Origin of the sequence: Sphingomonas sp., from assembly GCF_019242355.1 — a bacterium.
Classification (GTDB): Bacteria; Pseudomonadota; Alphaproteobacteria; order Sphingomonadales; family Sphingomonadaceae; genus Sphingomicrobium.
The window spans coordinates 1-14,825 of the sequence record NZ_JAFAVR010000271.1; the positions used below are offsets into that span (position 1 = coordinate 1).

Genomic DNA, 14,825 nt, shown 5'->3' on the forward strand with positions numbered 1-14,825 from the left:
CGGCGCGGCCGAGCGGCGCGCTGACCTATGAGCCTGGCGACGGCAGCCCGCTGTCGCCTGAGCAATTCCGGCGATTGAAGGACGAGCTTGGCGAGCAGTTTTCGGGCAGCGGCAATGCCGGGCGGCCAATGCTGCTCGACGGCGGGCTCAAGTGGCAGGCGATGAGCCTGACTCCGGCCGACATGGATTTCGTGTCGCTGAAGGAAGGCGCGGCGCGGGACATTGCGCTGGCGTTCGGAGTGCCGCCCGTGCTGGTCGGCCTTCCGGGCGACGCGACTTACGCCAATGCGCGAGAGGCGGGGCGGCGCTGTACCGACAGACGATCCTGCCGATGGCGACGCGGGTGCTGGGCACGCTGGAGGCGATGCTCGGCGACTGGATGGGGCCGCTCAGGCTGGCGGTCGACACCGACCAGATCAGCGAGCTCGCCGACGACCGTGCGCTGTTGTGGCAGCAGGTCGGCGCGGCGACGTTCCTGAGCGACGCGGAGAAGCGGATCATGCTTGGCTTTCCCGTCGAGGAGCTGACGCAGTGAGCGCGTCGATGGACTCCGGGGCGATGCTGGCCACCCTGATGGCGCAGGCGGAGGGGCGCGGCGTCGACCTGATCACGCTGCGGGCGCTGGTCGAGGAGTCGAGCCAGGCAGGCGCGCGGCGGGCGCTGGCGTCGCTGGGGCTCGATGACGAGCGGGCGCGGCGGGACATGGATGAACTGCGCGAGCTGCTGAGCGCGTGGCGCGATGCGAAGCGGAGCGCGTGGCGGGCGGTGGTGACATGGGCGGTGCGGCTGGGGCTGGCGATGCTGCTGATCGGGATCGCGGTGAAGCTGCGGCTAACGGACCTGGTGCAATGAGGTTGCAACAGGCCCACCCCCCGGCCCCCTCCCGCAAGCGGGAGGGGGAGGTGCGGTTCGCGGGGTACGCGGCGGTGTTCGATCGGCCGGACAAGGCCGGGGATATTGTGCGGAAGGGCGCGTTCCAGCGGGCGCTGGAGCGGGCGGGCGAGGTGCCCCTGCTGTGGCAGCACAAGCCGGGCGCGGTGATCGGGCGGATCGAGCATTTGAGCGAGGACAAGCGCGGGTTGCGGGTGATTGCGGTGGTTGGGGACGCGCGGGCGGCGGGGCTGCTTGGGAGCGGGAAGGTTGATGGGTTGAGCTTCGGCTATCGAGTGCGGGACGCGACGAGCGTCGGCGGGCAGCGCGAGCTGACGGAGCTGGACCTCGTCGAGGTGAGCGTGGTGGCGAACCCGATGCACCCGAAGGCTCGGGTGCATGCGGTTGAGACCTGAGCGCCGCGCCGTCGCCGGAGGACGGACGTGGCGACGACAGGGGGCGGAACGGCTCCTCCGCCCGCGCGGCGATAACGGTATGGAATGAAGCGGGTCCCGGCTCAAGGCCGGGATGACGAATTAGGAAAAATCGATGGGCTGGGTCGCGCTTGCGGTCCGCCAGTCCCCCGGACTGGCGGCTGCGCTCGCGTCCGCGGCCCTTTTTGTTTGTGCACGGGAGATGAGTGAATGGTGGAAGTGAAGGCGGATGCGCTCGAGCAGTCGTTCGAGCAGTTCGAGAGCGACGGGGTGGCGGAGCTCAAGGCGGAGCTCGAGACGCTGAAGGCGAAGATTTCGAGCGGGGTGATCGCGGCGCAGCGGCCGGCGCTGGACGGGGTGAAGTCGGCGGAGGCCTCGGGCTTCGTCGACCAGTATCTGCGGCGCGGGATCGAGAGCGGGCTGGAGACCAAGGCGGTCGGAAGCTCGAGCGATGCGATCGGCGGCTATGCGGTGCCGCGCGAGATCGACCAGGTGATCGGCGATACGTTGAAAGCGGTGTCGCCCATCCGCGCGATCGCCAATGTCGTGCAGGTGGGAAGTGCGGGTTACCGCAAGCTGATTGCGGTCGGCGGAACGCCGTCGGGCTGGGTCGGGTTTGAAGGCGCTCGGCCGGAGACGGGGACTCCGACCTTTACCGAGGTCGTGCCGCCGTCGGGCGATCTCTATGCCAATCCGGCGGCGTCGCAGCAGATGCTCGACGATGCGGCGTTCGATGTCGAAGCCTGGCTGGCGAACGAGATTGCGGCCGAGTTCGCTCGCGCCGAAGGTGCGGCTTACGTCAACGGCACCGGTGTCGGGCAGCCGCTCGGTTTCCTTGCGTCGCCGGTTGCGACGACTGCGGACGGCGTGCGGCCGATGGGCACTTTGCAGACAATCGGCACCGGCAATGCAGGCGCCTTCCCGGCGAGCAACCCGGCCGACAAGCTGATCGACCTGGTGCAGACGCTTCGCTCGCCATACCGGCAGGGCGCGGTGTTCGTGATGAACTCGGCGACGGCGGCCGCGGTCAGGAAGTTCAAGACCGCGGACGGAGCGTTCATGTTCCAGCCGAGCCTGGCGGCGGGCCAGCCGGCGACCTTGCTCGGCTATCCGCTTATCGAGGCGGAGGACATGCCGGACATCAGCGCGAACAGCCTGTCGATCGCGTTCGGCAACTTCAAGGCCGGCTATGTGATCGCAGAGCGCAATGCGACGACGATCCTGCGCGATCCGTACACGCACAAGCCGTACGTCCACTTCTACGCGACCAAGCGGGTTGGCGGTCAGGTGGTGAATTCGGAAGCGATCAAGCTGCTGAAGTTCGCCTGATTTGACTCGGGGGCTGAGCGTTCGTTCGCTCAGCCCCTTTTCCCGTGTCGCCAGTCGGCGCGGGCCCCCTCCACCGCCTCCGGCGGTCCCCCTCCCCGTTCCGGGGAGGATTTTCTTTTGGTGAGGAGCGCCGATGTCGGACGCCTTTCAGCCGAGGTTTGTCGACCTCGTGCGCAACTACAGTATCTCGCAGGGCACGGGACCGTTCGTGCTCGGGCCGCCGGTGCAGGGGTTCTCGAGCTTTGCGAGCGCTCTCAAGACCGGCGACCAATTCTATTATTCCGCAATCGGGATCGACAAGCCGAACGAACGCGAAGTCGGACGCGGGACGCTGCAGTCGGACGGAAGCATCGCGCGCGCCGCGATCGCCGGCGCGCCGACCAGCTTCACCGCCGGCAGCAAGTCGATTGCGCTGATCGCCGCGGCGGAATGGTTCAACAATGTCCAGGCTGGAGCGGGAACGGGCGCGGCAGCGCAGGCGGCGGCGACGCGGACGGCGCTTGCGGCGACGGCGGCCGGCGCTGTCCCGGTGCAGCTCACCGAGAAGGGTCGCGAGGGCACGTTCCTCTTCGACAGCTCGAACCTCAGCGCGAAGGTCAGCGCCGATTCGGCGCAGGGCATTTATGTCGCTCCGTCTTCGGATGCGTCGGGAGCGTCCGGCGCCTGGGTGCGCAAGTTCAGCGGCGCGGTCGACGTTCGCTGGTTCGGCGCGGTTGCCGACGACACGGGCACGGCGGGCACCGACAACGGGCCGGCGTTCGCGGCGGCTATCGCCTTCCTGAATGCGACGTCATCGACGCTGAACAGTACTTCGAAGGGGTCGCGCAGGCTGATCGCATCGGGCGCTTATTATCTTGGAACGACGACCCTGGAGCTTACGCATACGTTGATGCTGTCGGGCGACGGGCCGCAAGCCGCGACCAAGCTGCGTTGGGCGGACAACACGACCGGCATCCGGATCGAGCGCTACAACACGCAAGGGGCGACCGCGGTGTCGTCGCCGACTCATTATGGCGGCGACAACAGCGTCATCGAGAACATGACGCTCTATGGCGGATTCACCGACGCCGAGAGCGAGAGCCATGCGATCCACATGCGGGCCGCGGCGATCGTCCGGAACGTCCAAATCTACAATTTCGGCGGGGATGGCATCCATATCGAGGCGACGTCGGGCGGCGGCGTTCCCCAGGAAGGCAATGCCAACGTCTGGCGCGTCGAATATTGCAATATCAGCCTGTGCCGGATTGGCCTGTTCATCGACGGCGCCGATACCAATGCGGGCGTCAGCATTTCCGTCAATGCCTTCACCAACCGGCAGGCGCATACCTGGGACAGCTCGTTCCTCAACAACACGCACATCGCCGCGCAATCGTCAGGCAATGGCGTCGTCGCGTGGTGCACCGGCGCTGCCGGGCATCCGGCGACAGCCTGCAGCTACAACGGCAATCGCTACTATGTGAAGCTGGGGCAGTCCGCCGGAGCGTCGACCAACGCGCCAACGGGAACAACCGCGGACAACGCCTATTGGGGCTATCTGACGCCGGGCGCGGTCCGGGCGGGCTATCCGGCGTGGGTCAGCGGAATGACGTGCCGCGAGGGGTCGGCGTTCCTGACCGATAACGCCAATGCGCGTATCATCTTCGACGGCTGCTACAGCGAGCAGGACCATGGGCCGTCGCAGCTTGGCCCGCTGACGCTGGTCCGGGGCGGCTTCCATGGTGCCGGAATCGTCGGCACCGGCACCGTGACCGAAGTCGGCTCGACCGGCTGCTTCACGGCGCGCGGCGCGATCGGGAAGAATGATCCGTTCGTCGGCAATCTCTACACGATCGGCGAATATAATGTGGAGGCGACGCTGCTTCGCGCCGTTCATCCCACCTACGCTCCCAACTCGTGGCGGATGGCGTTCGGCGTGAATGGCGGGGCGAAAATACGCCGAAGACCTGTGGACCCACTATAACAACAATCCGGTCGAGAAACTGAGCGGGCCGAGCACGGGCGAGCAATATGGGCGTGGGGCTGCGCAGCCTTACTATCGCCACGTCGTCAACTTCGCGCTTGGGCCCTACAACAACGCCGGAGCGCGAGTACTGACCTATGGCGCGGCTGCGCCGACGACCGGGGCGCACGCGGCCGGCGAGATCGTGTTCAACAATGGCGCGACGAGCACAACGGCGGTTGCCTGGCAGTGCGTCGCGACCGGGACGCCGGGAACCTGGCGGGCGATCTTCAGCGGCTTCGGAATTGCGCCGGTCGGTTATTCGACCGGGGCGGGCGGCGCAGTCACGCAGGCGACCGCCAAGTCGACCGGAGTCACCCTGAACAAGCTGTCGGGGCAGGTCACCATGAACGCGGGCTCGCTTGCGGCCGGGGCCGCCGCTGGGTTCACGCTCACGAACTCGCAGATCGCGGCGAGCGACATCGTCAAGGTGAACATTGCGTCCGGTGCGAGCGCGGACAGCTACGTCGTCGGGGTGGATGCGGTCGCGGCCGGATCGTGCCGGATCTCGCTGCGCAACCTGTCGGCCGGCGCGCTCGCGGAGGCGGTCGTGCTCAACTTCGCAGTGATCAAGGCGGTGGCGGCGTGAGCATCGGCGCATCCGGCATCGCCGAGGCGGCGCTTGCCCAGCAGGTGGCGATCGCGCGCGGCGGCAAGGCGCCGCGATCCCGGCAGACGGTCGCCAAGCCCGACTCCGCGACCCTGGTGCCCGAAGCGCGCTGAGCCGCGCCTACGCAACTGAGATTCAAGAGGACAAAGATGAACTATCTCCTCAAGGACCCCGACGCGGTCCTCGATTATTCCGTGGATTGGGGCGCCGAATATCTAGGCGGCGACCTGCTTGCGGAAAGCACATGGTCGGTGGTTCCCGACGAGGCCGGCGGGGTTTCGGTCCAGGCTTCGGATTTCGATGCAACCACAACCAGCGTCACCGCCGCCGGCGGGATCGCCGGACGCGTGTATCGGCTGGTCAACGCCGTCGTCCTGATGTCGGGCCGGGCCGACAGCCGCTCGATCGTGCTGCGCGTGGAGGGGCGGTGATGGGCGGCGTCGGGATGGCTCCGGCCGCGGTCACCGTCACCGAGGCGCAGGCCTATGTGCGGATCGACACGGGCGAGGAGGAGGCGATCGTCGCCGGCCTGATCCGCACCGCCACGGCATTATGCGAAAGCTTCATCGGCCAGGCGTTGATCGCCCGGCCATTCAACGAGGATGTTCCGGCGAGCGGCTGCTGGCAGCGGCTGACGGCAGCGCCGGTACAGTCGATCTCGGCGGCGCAGGGGATCGCCAGTGACGGGAGCGCGGCGGACCTCGCGAGCAGCGACTATGGCGTGGATGTGGATTCCGGCGGGTCGGGCTGGGTGCGCCTGGCACGAGATACTGGCGTGACCCGCCTGAGGGTGAGCGGAACGGTCGGCATGGCCGAGAGCCAGAGCGACGTCCCCGAGCCGATCCGGCAAGGCGTGTTGCGGCTGGTCGCGCATCTGTTCGCGACGCGCGACGGATCGGGTGGTGAACCGCCGGCAGCGGTGACGGCGCTGTGGCGGCCCTACCGCAGGCTGGGTTTGCGATGAGAAGCGGCGAATTCGCGGGGACGCTCTGCGAGCGGATCCTCATCGAGCAGCCATCGATGCAGCGGGACCCGAGCGGGCTTCCGCTCGTGGGCTGGGTGAGCGTTTGCACCTGCAGTGCGAGCATCGTGCCGGACGGTGTCGGGCCGCAGAGCCAGGGCGAGGCGCCGAGCGCGATGCAGCGATTCCGGGTCACGATCCGGCGGCGCGACGGCATCGCCATCGACCAGCGCATCAGCTGGGGAGCGAGGCGGCTGATGGTGCGGCAGCTGCTCGACGACCGCGTAGCGAAGGATCGGATCAGCATGCGATGCGACGAGGTGCGAGGATGATGGAGAAAGCAGTCGAGCGCGCCCGCCAACTCGGCGAGGCGCGGGCGCAAAGCGTCGCGGAAGAGGTCAGGGACACGGTGCGGGCGGAACTTCCTGGACAAACCGTTGAGGTGGACGGAAGCGATCTCGTCGTCACCGGACACGGCCTGCTGAGGCAGTGGCTGCAGTCCGCGGACCTCCGATTTCTGGCGAGCAGGCGGCGATGAGCGCGGGCGCGATGGTGGCGACGGCGGTGGTCGCGAGCCTGGCCGACGTGGGACTTGCGGGCGTTTATGACGGGCCGCCGGCGCGGGCCGCTTACCCTTACGCGACGATCGATGCCGCGAGCGAGGCCGACTGGAGCCACAAGACGGGGACCGGGCGCGAGGTGGCGCTGGCAGTGACGGTCTGGGACGACCAGCCGATGCGGCTGCGCGACCTTGCCGATGCGGCCGAGCAGCGAATCGCGGCGATCGAGCTTTCCGGCGACTGGCAGCTGGTCAGCCTGCGCTTCGTGCGCCGGCGTGTCATCCGCGATGTCAGCGGGCCCTGGGCGGCGGCAATCGATTTCCGGGCGCGGCTGCTGGCGAACTGATTTTCGGCGGTCCGAGCGCGGGATTCATTCAACGAGGAGAAGATTATGGCGGCGGAACGCGGAAGCGCATTCCTGCTCAAGATCGGCGACGGTTCGGCGACCCCGACCTATGCGACCGTGGCGGGGCTGAAGACGACGCAATTGTCGATCAACGGCAATGCGGTCGAGATCACCAACAAGGGCAGCGGCGGCTGGCGCGAGTTGCTGTCCGGCGCGGGCGTGAGGTCGGTGTCGGTCGCGGCGAGCGGCATCTTCACGGGCAGCAGCGCGGAAACGCAGGTGCGCGGCCTGGCGCTGACGGGGACGTTGCAGAGCTGCCAGCTGAGCTTCGAGAGCGGCGAGCGGATGCAGGGGCAGTTCCTGGTTACGCGGCTGGAATATGCCGGCGATTTCAACGGCGAGCGCAACTACACGCTAGCCCTCGAAAGCTCGGGCGAAGTGGTGGCGCTATGAGCGGGGCCAACGCGTATCGTGGCGAGTGTAGCCTGGAGGTCGGCGGCGAAACGCTGGTGCTTCGGCCGAGCTTTGCAGCGCTGGTCGCGGCGGAGGAGGAGCTCGGCTCGCTTTTCGAGCTGGTCGAGCAGGCTGCAGCCGGGCAGCTTGGGCTGCAGCAGATCGTTGCCTTGTTCGACCATCTTTCGAAAAGCCGCGTCGGCGCGATTACGCGTGAGCGGATCGGCGAGGCTGTGGTCGAGCTGGGGCTGGCGAAGATCACGCCAGTCCTGCGCGCTGTCCTGAGTCAGGTCCTGCAGGGGCGATGACCGCAAAGTTCGGCAATGCGGCCTCGCGATTGTGCGGGGCCGCGTCGACGCTTCTTGGGTGGCGGCCGGACGAGTTCTGGAACGCGACGCCTGCGGAGCTGGCAACGGCCCTGGCGCCGCCGGAGCATAGTGCCGAGCCCATGCTGCCGGACGTCTTCGCCGATCTTCGGCAACGCTTCCCTGACGATTGAAAGCAGTAAGAGATGGATGAGGAAATCGATCGGCTGGTCGTCAGCGTGCGCGCGGACACGGCTGGCTTTGCACGTGACGTGGCATCGATGCGCGGCGAGCTCGAGGGGCCGCTTGCGAGCGGCGTCAGCCGGGCCGGGCGACTGATCGACAATGCGCTCGCAAGTGCGCTCAAGACCGGCAAGCTAGGCTTCGACGACCTGAAGAAGACGGCACTGTCGGCGATGTCGGACATCGAGCAGTCGTCGTTGCGTGCCCTCTTCGGTACGTCGGGTGGAACGGGCGGAAGTATCGGCAAGGGATTGCTGAGCGGGATCGGAAGCGTCGTCTCAGGGCTGATGGGGTCTCCGGGCCGGGCGACCGGCGGACCGGTTTCGCAAGGTCGCGCCTATGTCGTGGGCGAGAACGGGCCCGAGCTGTTCGTGCCGGGCAGCGCGGGGCGGATCGAGACCGGCGGGGGATCGGGCGCGCGGGACGTGCGCGTTGCGATTTCGGTGCAGACGCCGACGCCTTCGGACCCGCAGGTGCTGCGACAATCGAGCAGGCAGTTGGCGCGCGCGGTTCGGGCTGCGTTGGCGAGCGGGCGATGAGATACTGGTTCACTCGGCCGGACGCGCCGATTGCCGGCACGTGGGTCAAGCGGTTCGATCCCCGCTACTGGACCGTCGATTTTCCCCGCGGAACCGTCGCAAGCGTCGTCACTGGCGACGATCCGCATAGCATGACGGTCACGGCGGAGATGGCGCGCAAGGGCGACCTGGTCGGACTCATTTACGAGAGCGCCGACCGGCTGTCGCATCCGGCGCATGCGTACCGGACGGGTGTCGATTATTCCGGATGTACGTTGAGCTTTCGCTGGCAGTCGAGCGGCGTGATGCCGCTGGACGCGGCGAACGGTCCGACGCTGACGATCGAAGGCAAGGACGCCGCGGGCAATCCGCGGTCCTGGTACGTGCGGCTCTGGAATTATGCGCAGGGCTCTTCGACCGATGCCGTGATTACGCTCGACTTCGACGCGATGGATGGCGGCTTCGGGCTGCCAGCGGACGCGGACGGGGTGAATCCGAGCGCGATCGACCGATTGTTCATCAGCATCGTCGCGCCCGATTACGCGGAGGGATCGGCAGAGCTGCGCGCCGCGCCGGCGAAGGCGACGGTGACGATCAGCGGACTTGCCTGCGACGGCCATGCCAGCGTCCTTCGCATCAACGATGCGATGGTGCCTGAGCATGACCTGCGCATCGCGACGGCCTATGACGACATGTACAATTTGACGCCCGAACGGATTGTCGAGGCAGTGGAGCGGCTCGGCTACCGCGGGGTCATCAATCACTATATCGGAATGAGCCACTATTTCGCGCTGGACGGCGCGGGGCTGGTGGATGCGTCGCGACCGATGAACGATGCTGCGCTGGCGTGGCATCGCGCGTTCGCCGAGGCGGCCAAAGTGCGCGGCTATGACGTGATCTGGTCGCTGTCGTACGAAATCCTGGACCAGTTCTGCCCGGACGCGTGGAAGCAACGCGACTATCACGGCGCGTCGGCGGCGACCGGATATGATCCGCCCTCGACGCTCGTGTCGCCGGCGAACGAGGACGCGATCGCCTTCCTGCGTTCGGTCGGGGAGCAATTCGTAGATATCGCTGTCGAGGCTGGCCTGCAGCCGCAGGTCCAGGTTGGCGAGCCGTGGTGGTGGGTGACGGCGAGCGGCGGGCTCAGCCTTTACGACGATGCGGCGAAAGCAGCGCTGGGCGGCGCGCCTGTCGAGATCGCGGACGTGCGTGCGGCGATGACGACGGCGCAGACGGAGTTGCTCGATGCCGCCGGGGCCTTGCTCGCGGCATCGACGGCGGAGATCGCGAATGCGGCGAAGGCAAAGGCGGCGGACACTCGGACGCTGTTGCTCGCTTACCTGCCGGTCGTGCTCGATCCTGCGGCGCCGGAGCTGGCGCGGGCCAACCTGCCGGTCGGCTGGGCGAAGCCTGCGTTCGATGTCCTTCAGCTGGAAGATTACGACTGGGTGACGAGCGGGCGAAGCAACCTGCGGGCGTTTGCCTATTCCGAGGTGCAGGCGCGGCTCGGCTATTCGGCCGGCGAGCAGCATTATCTGTCCGGCTTCGTCGCGAACGCCGCCGAGCGCGGCCAATGGCGCGAGGTGATCGACGCAGCCCTGGAGGCGCGGCGGCGCGGTTGCGCGGAGGTCTTCATCTGGGCCCTCCCGCAGGTGCTTCGCGACGGACTGACAATCTTTGGAACGGAGGCGGCGGTGGCGCCCTTTGACGATCTATCCTTCCCGATCGAGATCGGCGCGCAGGCGAGCGTTGCGCCAAGCTATTCGACCAGTATCGTGACGACGGCGAGCGGATATGAGAGCCGCAACGCCAACTGGCAGCAGGCGCGGCTGAAGTTCGATGCTGGGCCGGGCGTTCGCGGCGATTCGGAACTTGAGACCCTGATCGCGTTCTTCCGAGCCCGCCGCGGGCCCGCCGTGGGGTTCCGCTTCCGCGATCCCTATGATTTCAGCTCGAACGGGATGACGGCGACACCGAGCGCGAGCGACCAGGCGATCGGATTCGGGGACGGCGCGACGGCTCGGTTCGAATTGGTGAAGGCTTACGGCGGCGGCGAGACGCGACGAATCACTCGGCCCGTTGCCGGGACGGTTCGGGTGGCGATCGACGGGACCGAGCTCGCGAGCGGATGGACGCTGGCGCCGCTCGGCGTGATCGAGCTGTCGGAGGCGCCCGCAGTTGGGGCGACCGTAACGGCCGGGTTTCTGTTCGACGTGCCGGTGCGGTTCGCCGAAGATCAGATCGAGGTGAATCGGGCGACGTTCCTGGCCGGCGAGGCGCCGAGCGTGCCGCTGGTCGAAGTCCGCGAGGGCTGAGCGGTGGCGACAATGATCGATGGGGAGGCCACGAGCCTCGCCCTGTGCTGGCGGCTCGAGCGGGCCGACGGCGCCGGAATCGCGCTTACCAGTCACGACGAGGCTGTGCTGATCGGCAACGACCGCTACGAGCCTGAGCCGGGCATCGTGCCCGCGTCGGTGAGCCGCAGGCTCGGGCTCGATGCCCAGACGTCGGAGATTTCAGGCGGTCTCAGTTCGGACGCGCTGGATGAGACGGAGCTCACGCTCGGCCGGTGGGACGGTGCGCGGGCGGTGCTCGTCGCAGTGGACTGGAGCAGCCCCGACCGCGGGGAGACCAGCTTGCTCACGGGTGAGATCGGGCAAGTGCAGACCCAGGACGGAGGCTTCTCCGCCGACCTGAACGGCGCCGCCGCTGCGCTGGACCGGCCGATCTGTCCGTCGACCTCGCCGCAATGCCGGGCCGAGCTTGGCGACGCGGCGTGCCGGATCGATCTTCGCGGGCGGAGCGCGCGGGCGATCGTGGCGGGCAGTAGCGGCGGCGAGCTGACGTTGGAAGACGCCGTCGACAGCAGGTTCCTCCTCGGCCGGCTGCGCTACCTGAGCGGATCCAATTGCGGGCTCTCGACCGTGATCATTGGGGTTGCCGGTGACCAGATTCGGGTTCGCGACCTGCCGCGAGCGGCGATCGAGGAAGGTTGCCGGGTCGAGCTTCGCGAAGGGTGCGACAAGACATTCGCGACCTGCCGAACGCGCTTCGCCAATGCCGCGAATTTTCGGGGCGAGCCGTACCTGCCCGGCAATGACCTTCTCACCCGATACCCGGGGGCCTGACATGACCAATCCATTCGTCGACCGGGCGCGCGCTCTGGTCGGCACGCGGTTTCGCCCGCAGGGACGGAGCCCGGAGACAGGGCTCGACTGCGTCGGTCTTGCACTGGCGGTGTTCGGCATTCGCGCGAACGCCGTGCGGCGGGACTACCGATTGCGCGGCGCTCACGGCCAGGAGCTGAGTCGCGAGGTGCTGCGGTTCTTCCGGCGCGTCGGCAAGGTGGCCGCGGCGCCCGGCGACCTGGTGATATCCAGTGTCGCCCTCGACCAGCTGCATCTCTCGATCATCAGCGACGGCGCCTTCGTCCACGCGGACGGGAGGATCGGCCGCGTCGTCGAGACGCCGGGAACGCCTTCGTGGCCATGCGAGGGCGTTTATCGGCGCCGGGTACGTGGGGAGAGCTAGGCGATGGCGACTCTTGTTCTCAGCACGGTCGGCACATCGCTTGGCGGTCCCGTCGGCGGCGCGATCGGCAGTCTGATTGGCCAGTCGATCGATCAGCAGATGCTGGCTCCGCCGGCGCGAGGGCCCCGGCTCGGCGACCTGTCGGTCCAGACGTCGGCGTACGGGACGCAAATCCCGCGAGTCTATGGGACGATGCGCGTGGCAGGCAGCGTGGTCTGGTCAACCGACCTGATCGAAAGCAGCGCCATCGCGGGCGCCAAGGGCGAGCCTGACGTCACCTACAGTTATTCGGTGTCGATGGCGGTCGCGCTGTCATCACGGCCCTTGCGCGAGATCCGCCGCATCTGGGCCGACGGCAATCTGCTGCGGGGCGAGGCCGGCGATTTCAAGACGAGCACGGATTTCCGCTTCTACGACGGCGGCGAGGATCAGGCGGTCGATCCGCTGATCGGCTCCATCGAAGGAGCCGACGGGACGCCAGCCTATCGCGGACTGGCAATGGCGATGTTCGAGAATCTCGAGCTTGCCGATTTCGGCAACCGCATTCCGTTCCTGACCTTCGAAGTCGTCGCGGACGACGGCGACCCGACGCTTGCAGACATTCTCGGCGACGCGAGCGATGGGTGCATCAGGATCGCGGATGGGCGGACGTTGGTGGGCTATTCCGCAATCGGCAAGTCGATGAGCGCGGCGATTCGGCCGCTAGTCGACACGTTCGATGTGGAGCTGGTCGATGCGTGCGGATTGATAGGGCCTGCCGACGGCGAGACGCTCCAGATTGGCGAGGATGAGCTCGGGACGTCGGCAAACAGCTCGACCGCCACGCGGATGCAGCGCGATCAAGACCCGGCCCGGTCCCTGCCGGCATCGGTTCTGGTGACCTATTACGATCCGGAACGCGATTATCAGTCCGGGCTGGCGCGAGCGGATGGCGGCGCGCGCGAAGGCGAGGAGACCCGGATCGAGTTGCCGGCCGTCCTTTCCGCTGCCTCTGCTCGCTCGCTAGCCGAGGAAGCGATTGCGCGAGCATGGGCTCGGCGCGACCGGTTGAAGCTGAGTCTGCCCGGCAGCCGGATCGGGCTCCTTCCGGGTGCTCGCGTCAAGGTCCCGGCGATGCCGGGAATTTGGCGGGTCGAGCAGAGCACGATCGACGCGATGGCGGTTGCGCTCGAGCTGCGGCCGGAATGGCGGCCTTTGCCTGACATCGCCGCGGACAGCGGACGGTCGAACGCCGCTGCCGACCGCGTCGACGGGCCAGCCAGCTTTGCCTTGGCCGAGCTTCCGAGCATCGACGGAACGCCGTCGTCAGTCCCGAATGTTTACCTTGCCGCGGCCAGTGCAACGCAGGGTTGGAAGCCGCTCGCGGTCGAGGTCACGGGACCGGGATGGTTGGCGAGCAGCACGACTTCGGCAGTTAAATCGGTTCTGGGTGCTGCGATCAGCATTCTGCCGGACGGGAGCACCGACCTCGTCGACGCGGTCGGGTTCGTGGATGTCCGGCTCGTCGATGCGGAACAGTGGCTCTTAAGCTGCGACGACGAGGCCTTGATGGCGGGCGCAAACCTTGCCCTTCTCGGCGGCGAGATCCTGCAGTTCGGTGTGGCGAAGCCGCTTGGCGCGGGCGCTTTTCGGCTGTCTCGATTGCTGCGCGGCAGGGGCGGAACGGAATGGGCGACGGCCGGGCACCAGGCCGGCGAGGCATTCGTGCTGCTTGAGGCGGCGTCACTTCGGCAGGTTCCGCTGCCGGATTGGGCTAGCGGAAGCGAGTTCGAGGTGCTGCAACCCGCGCGGCAGGGGAGCGCGAGCGCGGCGCTCAAGGTCAGTGGGGACAGTCTTCGGCCCTGGTCGCCGGTTGGACTTCGGGCCGCGCTCACCGATGGTGGCGATCTTGCGATCGGCTGGATCCGCCGAAGCCGAGTGCGCTGCGGTTGGCTCGACGACATCGACATGCCGCTTGGCGAGCGGCTCGAGCAATATGACGTCACGATCACGGCCGGGGAGCAGTCGCTGGACTATTCCTGCGGAATGCCAGCGATCACGATTTCCGCTGTGCAGCTGGGACGACTCGGCACAGGAACGGCGACGATCTCGGTCAGGCAGGTCGGCGACTGGGGCGCGTCGCGTCCGGCCACCGTACACATTACGCTAAGCTAGGAGAACGAAAGTGGGCGCAAGCGCGCGATTCTCGCTGCCCCTTCTCGCCGCCGGACAGGCGCAGAAGGAAGCGGTGCACAATGAAGCGGTCCAGCTGCTCGATTTTCTGGCCGCGGCGGCGGTCGAGGATGTGCCGGGAGCAACTCCTCCGGGCGCTCCGCAAGTGGGCGCGACCTATATCGTCGGGGAGGGTGCGACAGAAGGGTGGGCCGGGCAAGACAATAGCCTGGCGGGCTATAGCGCCGCCGGGTGGCGATTCATTTCGCCGCGGGACGGGATGCTGGCCTATGTCGTGAGCCAGTCGACCTGGGCACTCTATCGCGGAGGCGCGTGGGAGATCGGCGCCGTTCGCGGCGACAAGCTCGTGATCGCCGGCCAGCAGGTCGTCGGACCGCGTGCCGCGATGATCGCTGCCCCGACCGGAGGCGCCACCGTGGACGCTCAATCACGGACGGCGATCGCGCAGATCCTGTCCGCGCTGCAAACCCACGGACTGATTGGAAGCTAGC

20 protein-coding genes and 1 pseudogene are annotated in these 14,825 nt (G+C 67.5%); all 21 read left to right on the forward strand.

Annotated elements, in window-relative coordinates; all coding sequences use genetic code 11:
* Nucleotides 1-535: pseudogene (locus tag JOZ79_RS12870) on the forward strand (phage portal protein); the annotation flags it as partial.
* Nucleotides 532-852: a DUF6127 family protein gene (locus JOZ79_RS12875; RefSeq protein ID WP_366514820.1), complete on the forward strand. Its 321-nt coding sequence runs from the start codon at nt 532-534 to the stop codon at nt 850-852. The pseudogene JOZ79_RS12870 and the gene JOZ79_RS12875, both read left to right, overlap by 4 nt.
* 50 nt (nt 853-902) lie before the next feature.
* On the forward strand, nt 903-1,286 hold the full coding sequence (locus JOZ79_RS12880; protein WP_366514821.1) for an HK97 family phage prohead protease: 384 nt from the start codon (nt 903-905) through the stop codon (nt 1,284-1,286).
* 228 nt (nt 1,287-1,514) lie between these two features.
* Nucleotides 1,515-2,633: a phage major capsid protein gene (locus JOZ79_RS12885; protein ID WP_294074861.1), complete on the forward strand. Its 1,119-nt coding sequence runs from the start codon at nt 1,515-1,517 to the stop codon at nt 2,631-2,633.
* 133 nt (nt 2,634-2,766) lie between these two features.
* Nucleotides 2,767-4,593: a hypothetical protein gene (locus JOZ79_RS12890; RefSeq protein WP_294074863.1), complete on the forward strand. Its 1,827-nt coding sequence runs from the start codon at nt 2,767-2,769 to the stop codon at nt 4,591-4,593.
* Nucleotides 4,550-5,221 (forward strand): hypothetical protein, encoded by a 672-nt coding sequence (locus JOZ79_RS12895; RefSeq protein ID WP_294074865.1) that lies wholly within the window; start codon nt 4,550-4,552, stop codon nt 5,219-5,221. The genes JOZ79_RS12890 and JOZ79_RS12895 overlap by 44 nt, the downstream gene beginning before the upstream one ends.
* Complete coding sequence (locus JOZ79_RS12900) at nt 5,218-5,355, forward strand: hypothetical protein (RefSeq protein WP_294074867.1); 138 nt, start codon at nt 5,218-5,220, stop codon at nt 5,353-5,355. Before JOZ79_RS12895 ends, JOZ79_RS12900 begins: the two co-directional genes overlap by 4 nt.
* 36 nt (nt 5,356-5,391) lie before the next feature.
* On the forward strand, nt 5,392-5,673 hold the full coding sequence (locus JOZ79_RS12905) for a hypothetical protein (RefSeq protein ID WP_294074869.1): 282 nt from the start codon (nt 5,392-5,394) through the stop codon (nt 5,671-5,673).
* On the forward strand, nt 5,673-6,206 hold the full coding sequence (locus JOZ79_RS12910; RefSeq protein WP_294074961.1) for a hypothetical protein: 534 nt from the start codon (nt 5,673-5,675) through the stop codon (nt 6,204-6,206). Before JOZ79_RS12905 ends, JOZ79_RS12910 begins: the two co-directional genes overlap by 1 nt.
* Entirely contained in the window at nt 6,203-6,535 is a 333-nt protein-coding gene (locus JOZ79_RS12915) for a head-tail adaptor protein (RefSeq protein WP_294074871.1), read from the forward strand. The genes JOZ79_RS12910 and JOZ79_RS12915 overlap by 4 nt, the downstream gene beginning before the upstream one ends.
* Complete coding sequence (locus JOZ79_RS12920; protein WP_294074873.1) at nt 6,532-6,741, forward strand: hypothetical protein; 210 nt, start codon at nt 6,532-6,534, stop codon at nt 6,739-6,741. Before JOZ79_RS12915 ends, JOZ79_RS12920 begins: the two co-directional genes overlap by 4 nt.
* Nucleotides 6,738-7,109, forward strand: a complete 372-nt coding sequence (locus JOZ79_RS12925; RefSeq protein ID WP_294074876.1) for a DUF3168 domain-containing protein — start codon at nt 6,738-6,740, stop codon at nt 7,107-7,109. The genes JOZ79_RS12920 and JOZ79_RS12925 overlap by 4 nt, the downstream gene beginning before the upstream one ends.
* Nucleotides 7,110-7,154: 45 nt before the next feature.
* A complete protein-coding gene (locus tag JOZ79_RS12930; RefSeq protein ID WP_294074879.1) occupies nt 7,155-7,562 on the forward strand; it encodes a phage major tail protein, TP901-1 family in 408 nt (135 codons plus the stop codon).
* Nucleotides 7,559-7,870 carry a GTA-gp10 family protein gene (locus tag JOZ79_RS12935; protein WP_294074882.1) on the forward strand — a complete coding sequence of 104 codons (312 nt, stop codon included), beginning with the start codon at nt 7,559-7,561 and terminating at the stop codon, nt 7,868-7,870. The genes JOZ79_RS12930 and JOZ79_RS12935 overlap by 4 nt, the downstream gene beginning before the upstream one ends.
* On the forward strand, nt 7,867-8,061 hold the full coding sequence (locus tag JOZ79_RS12940; protein WP_294074885.1) for a phage tail assembly chaperone: 195 nt from the start codon (nt 7,867-7,869) through the stop codon (nt 8,059-8,061). The genes JOZ79_RS12935 and JOZ79_RS12940 overlap by 4 nt, the downstream gene beginning before the upstream one ends.
* A gap of 12 nt (nt 8,062-8,073) precedes the next feature.
* Nucleotides 8,074-8,649, forward strand: coding sequence for a tail tape measure protein (locus JOZ79_RS12945; RefSeq protein WP_294074888.1), 576 nt, complete (start codon nt 8,074-8,076; stop codon nt 8,647-8,649).
* Nucleotides 8,646-10,946: a DUF2460 domain-containing protein gene (locus tag JOZ79_RS12950; RefSeq protein ID WP_294074890.1), complete on the forward strand. Its 2,301-nt coding sequence runs from the start codon at nt 8,646-8,648 to the stop codon at nt 10,944-10,946. Before JOZ79_RS12945 ends, JOZ79_RS12950 begins: the two co-directional genes overlap by 4 nt.
* A gap of 12 nt (nt 10,947-10,958) precedes the next feature.
* Nucleotides 10,959-11,759, forward strand: coding sequence for a DUF2163 domain-containing protein (locus tag JOZ79_RS12955; RefSeq protein ID WP_294074962.1), 801 nt, complete (start codon nt 10,959-10,961; stop codon nt 11,757-11,759).
* A 1-nt stretch (nt 11,760) separates the two neighbouring features.
* The gene (locus JOZ79_RS12960) at nt 11,761-12,162 is read left to right on the forward strand and encodes a peptidoglycan endopeptidase (protein ID WP_294074893.1); all 402 of its coding nucleotides are present in this window, start codon (nt 11,761-11,763) and stop codon (nt 12,160-12,162) included.
* 3 nt (nt 12,163-12,165) lie between these two features.
* Nucleotides 12,166-14,316, forward strand: coding sequence for a phage tail protein (locus JOZ79_RS12965; protein WP_294074895.1), 2,151 nt, complete (start codon nt 12,166-12,168; stop codon nt 14,314-14,316).
* A gap of 10 nt (nt 14,317-14,326) precedes the next feature.
* Complete coding sequence (locus JOZ79_RS12970) at nt 14,327-14,824, forward strand: DUF2793 domain-containing protein (protein ID WP_294074897.1); 498 nt, start codon at nt 14,327-14,329, stop codon at nt 14,822-14,824.
* Nucleotide 14,825 lies beyond the last annotated feature (1 nt).

Coding starts and splice junctions, on each gene's coding strand:
- JOZ79_RS12885 (WP_294074861.1), top strand. CDS start 1,515: ATGGTGGAAGTGAAGGCGGATGCGCTCGAGCAGTCGTTCGAGCAGTTC.
- JOZ79_RS12895 (WP_294074865.1), top strand. CDS start 4,550: ATGGCGGGGCGAAAATACGCCGAAGACCTGTGGACCCACTATAACAAC.
- JOZ79_RS12915 (WP_294074871.1), top strand. CDS start 6,203: ATGAGAAGCGGCGAATTCGCGGGGACGCTCTGCGAGCGGATCCTCATC.
- JOZ79_RS12935 (WP_294074882.1), top strand. CDS start 7,559: ATGAGCGGGGCCAACGCGTATCGTGGCGAGTGTAGCCTGGAGGTCGGC.
- JOZ79_RS12920 (WP_294074873.1), top strand. CDS start 6,532: ATGATGGAGAAAGCAGTCGAGCGCGCCCGCCAACTCGGCGAGGCGCGG.
- JOZ79_RS12955 (WP_294074962.1), top strand. CDS start 10,959: ATGATCGATGGGGAGGCCACGAGCCTCGCCCTGTGCTGGCGGCTCGAG.
- JOZ79_RS12930 (WP_294074879.1), top strand. CDS start 7,155: ATGGCGGCGGAACGCGGAAGCGCATTCCTGCTCAAGATCGGCGACGGT.
- JOZ79_RS12925 (WP_294074876.1), top strand. CDS start 6,738: ATGAGCGCGGGCGCGATGGTGGCGACGGCGGTGGTCGCGAGCCTGGCC.
- JOZ79_RS12905 (WP_294074869.1), top strand. CDS start 5,392: ATGAACTATCTCCTCAAGGACCCCGACGCGGTCCTCGATTATTCCGTG.
- JOZ79_RS12940 (WP_294074885.1), top strand. CDS start 7,867: ATGACCGCAAAGTTCGGCAATGCGGCCTCGCGATTGTGCGGGGCCGCG.
- JOZ79_RS12945 (WP_294074888.1), top strand. CDS start 8,074: ATGGATGAGGAAATCGATCGGCTGGTCGTCAGCGTGCGCGCGGACACG.
- JOZ79_RS12890 (WP_294074863.1), top strand. CDS start 2,767: ATGTCGGACGCCTTTCAGCCGAGGTTTGTCGACCTCGTGCGCAACTAC.
- JOZ79_RS12910 (WP_294074961.1), top strand. CDS start 5,673: ATGGGCGGCGTCGGGATGGCTCCGGCCGCGGTCACCGTCACCGAGGCG.
- JOZ79_RS12960 (WP_294074893.1), top strand. CDS start 11,761: ATGACCAATCCATTCGTCGACCGGGCGCGCGCTCTGGTCGGCACGCGG.
- JOZ79_RS12965 (WP_294074895.1), top strand. CDS start 12,166: ATGGCGACTCTTGTTCTCAGCACGGTCGGCACATCGCTTGGCGGTCCC.
- JOZ79_RS12950 (WP_294074890.1), top strand. CDS start 8,646: ATGAGATACTGGTTCACTCGGCCGGACGCGCCGATTGCCGGCACGTGG.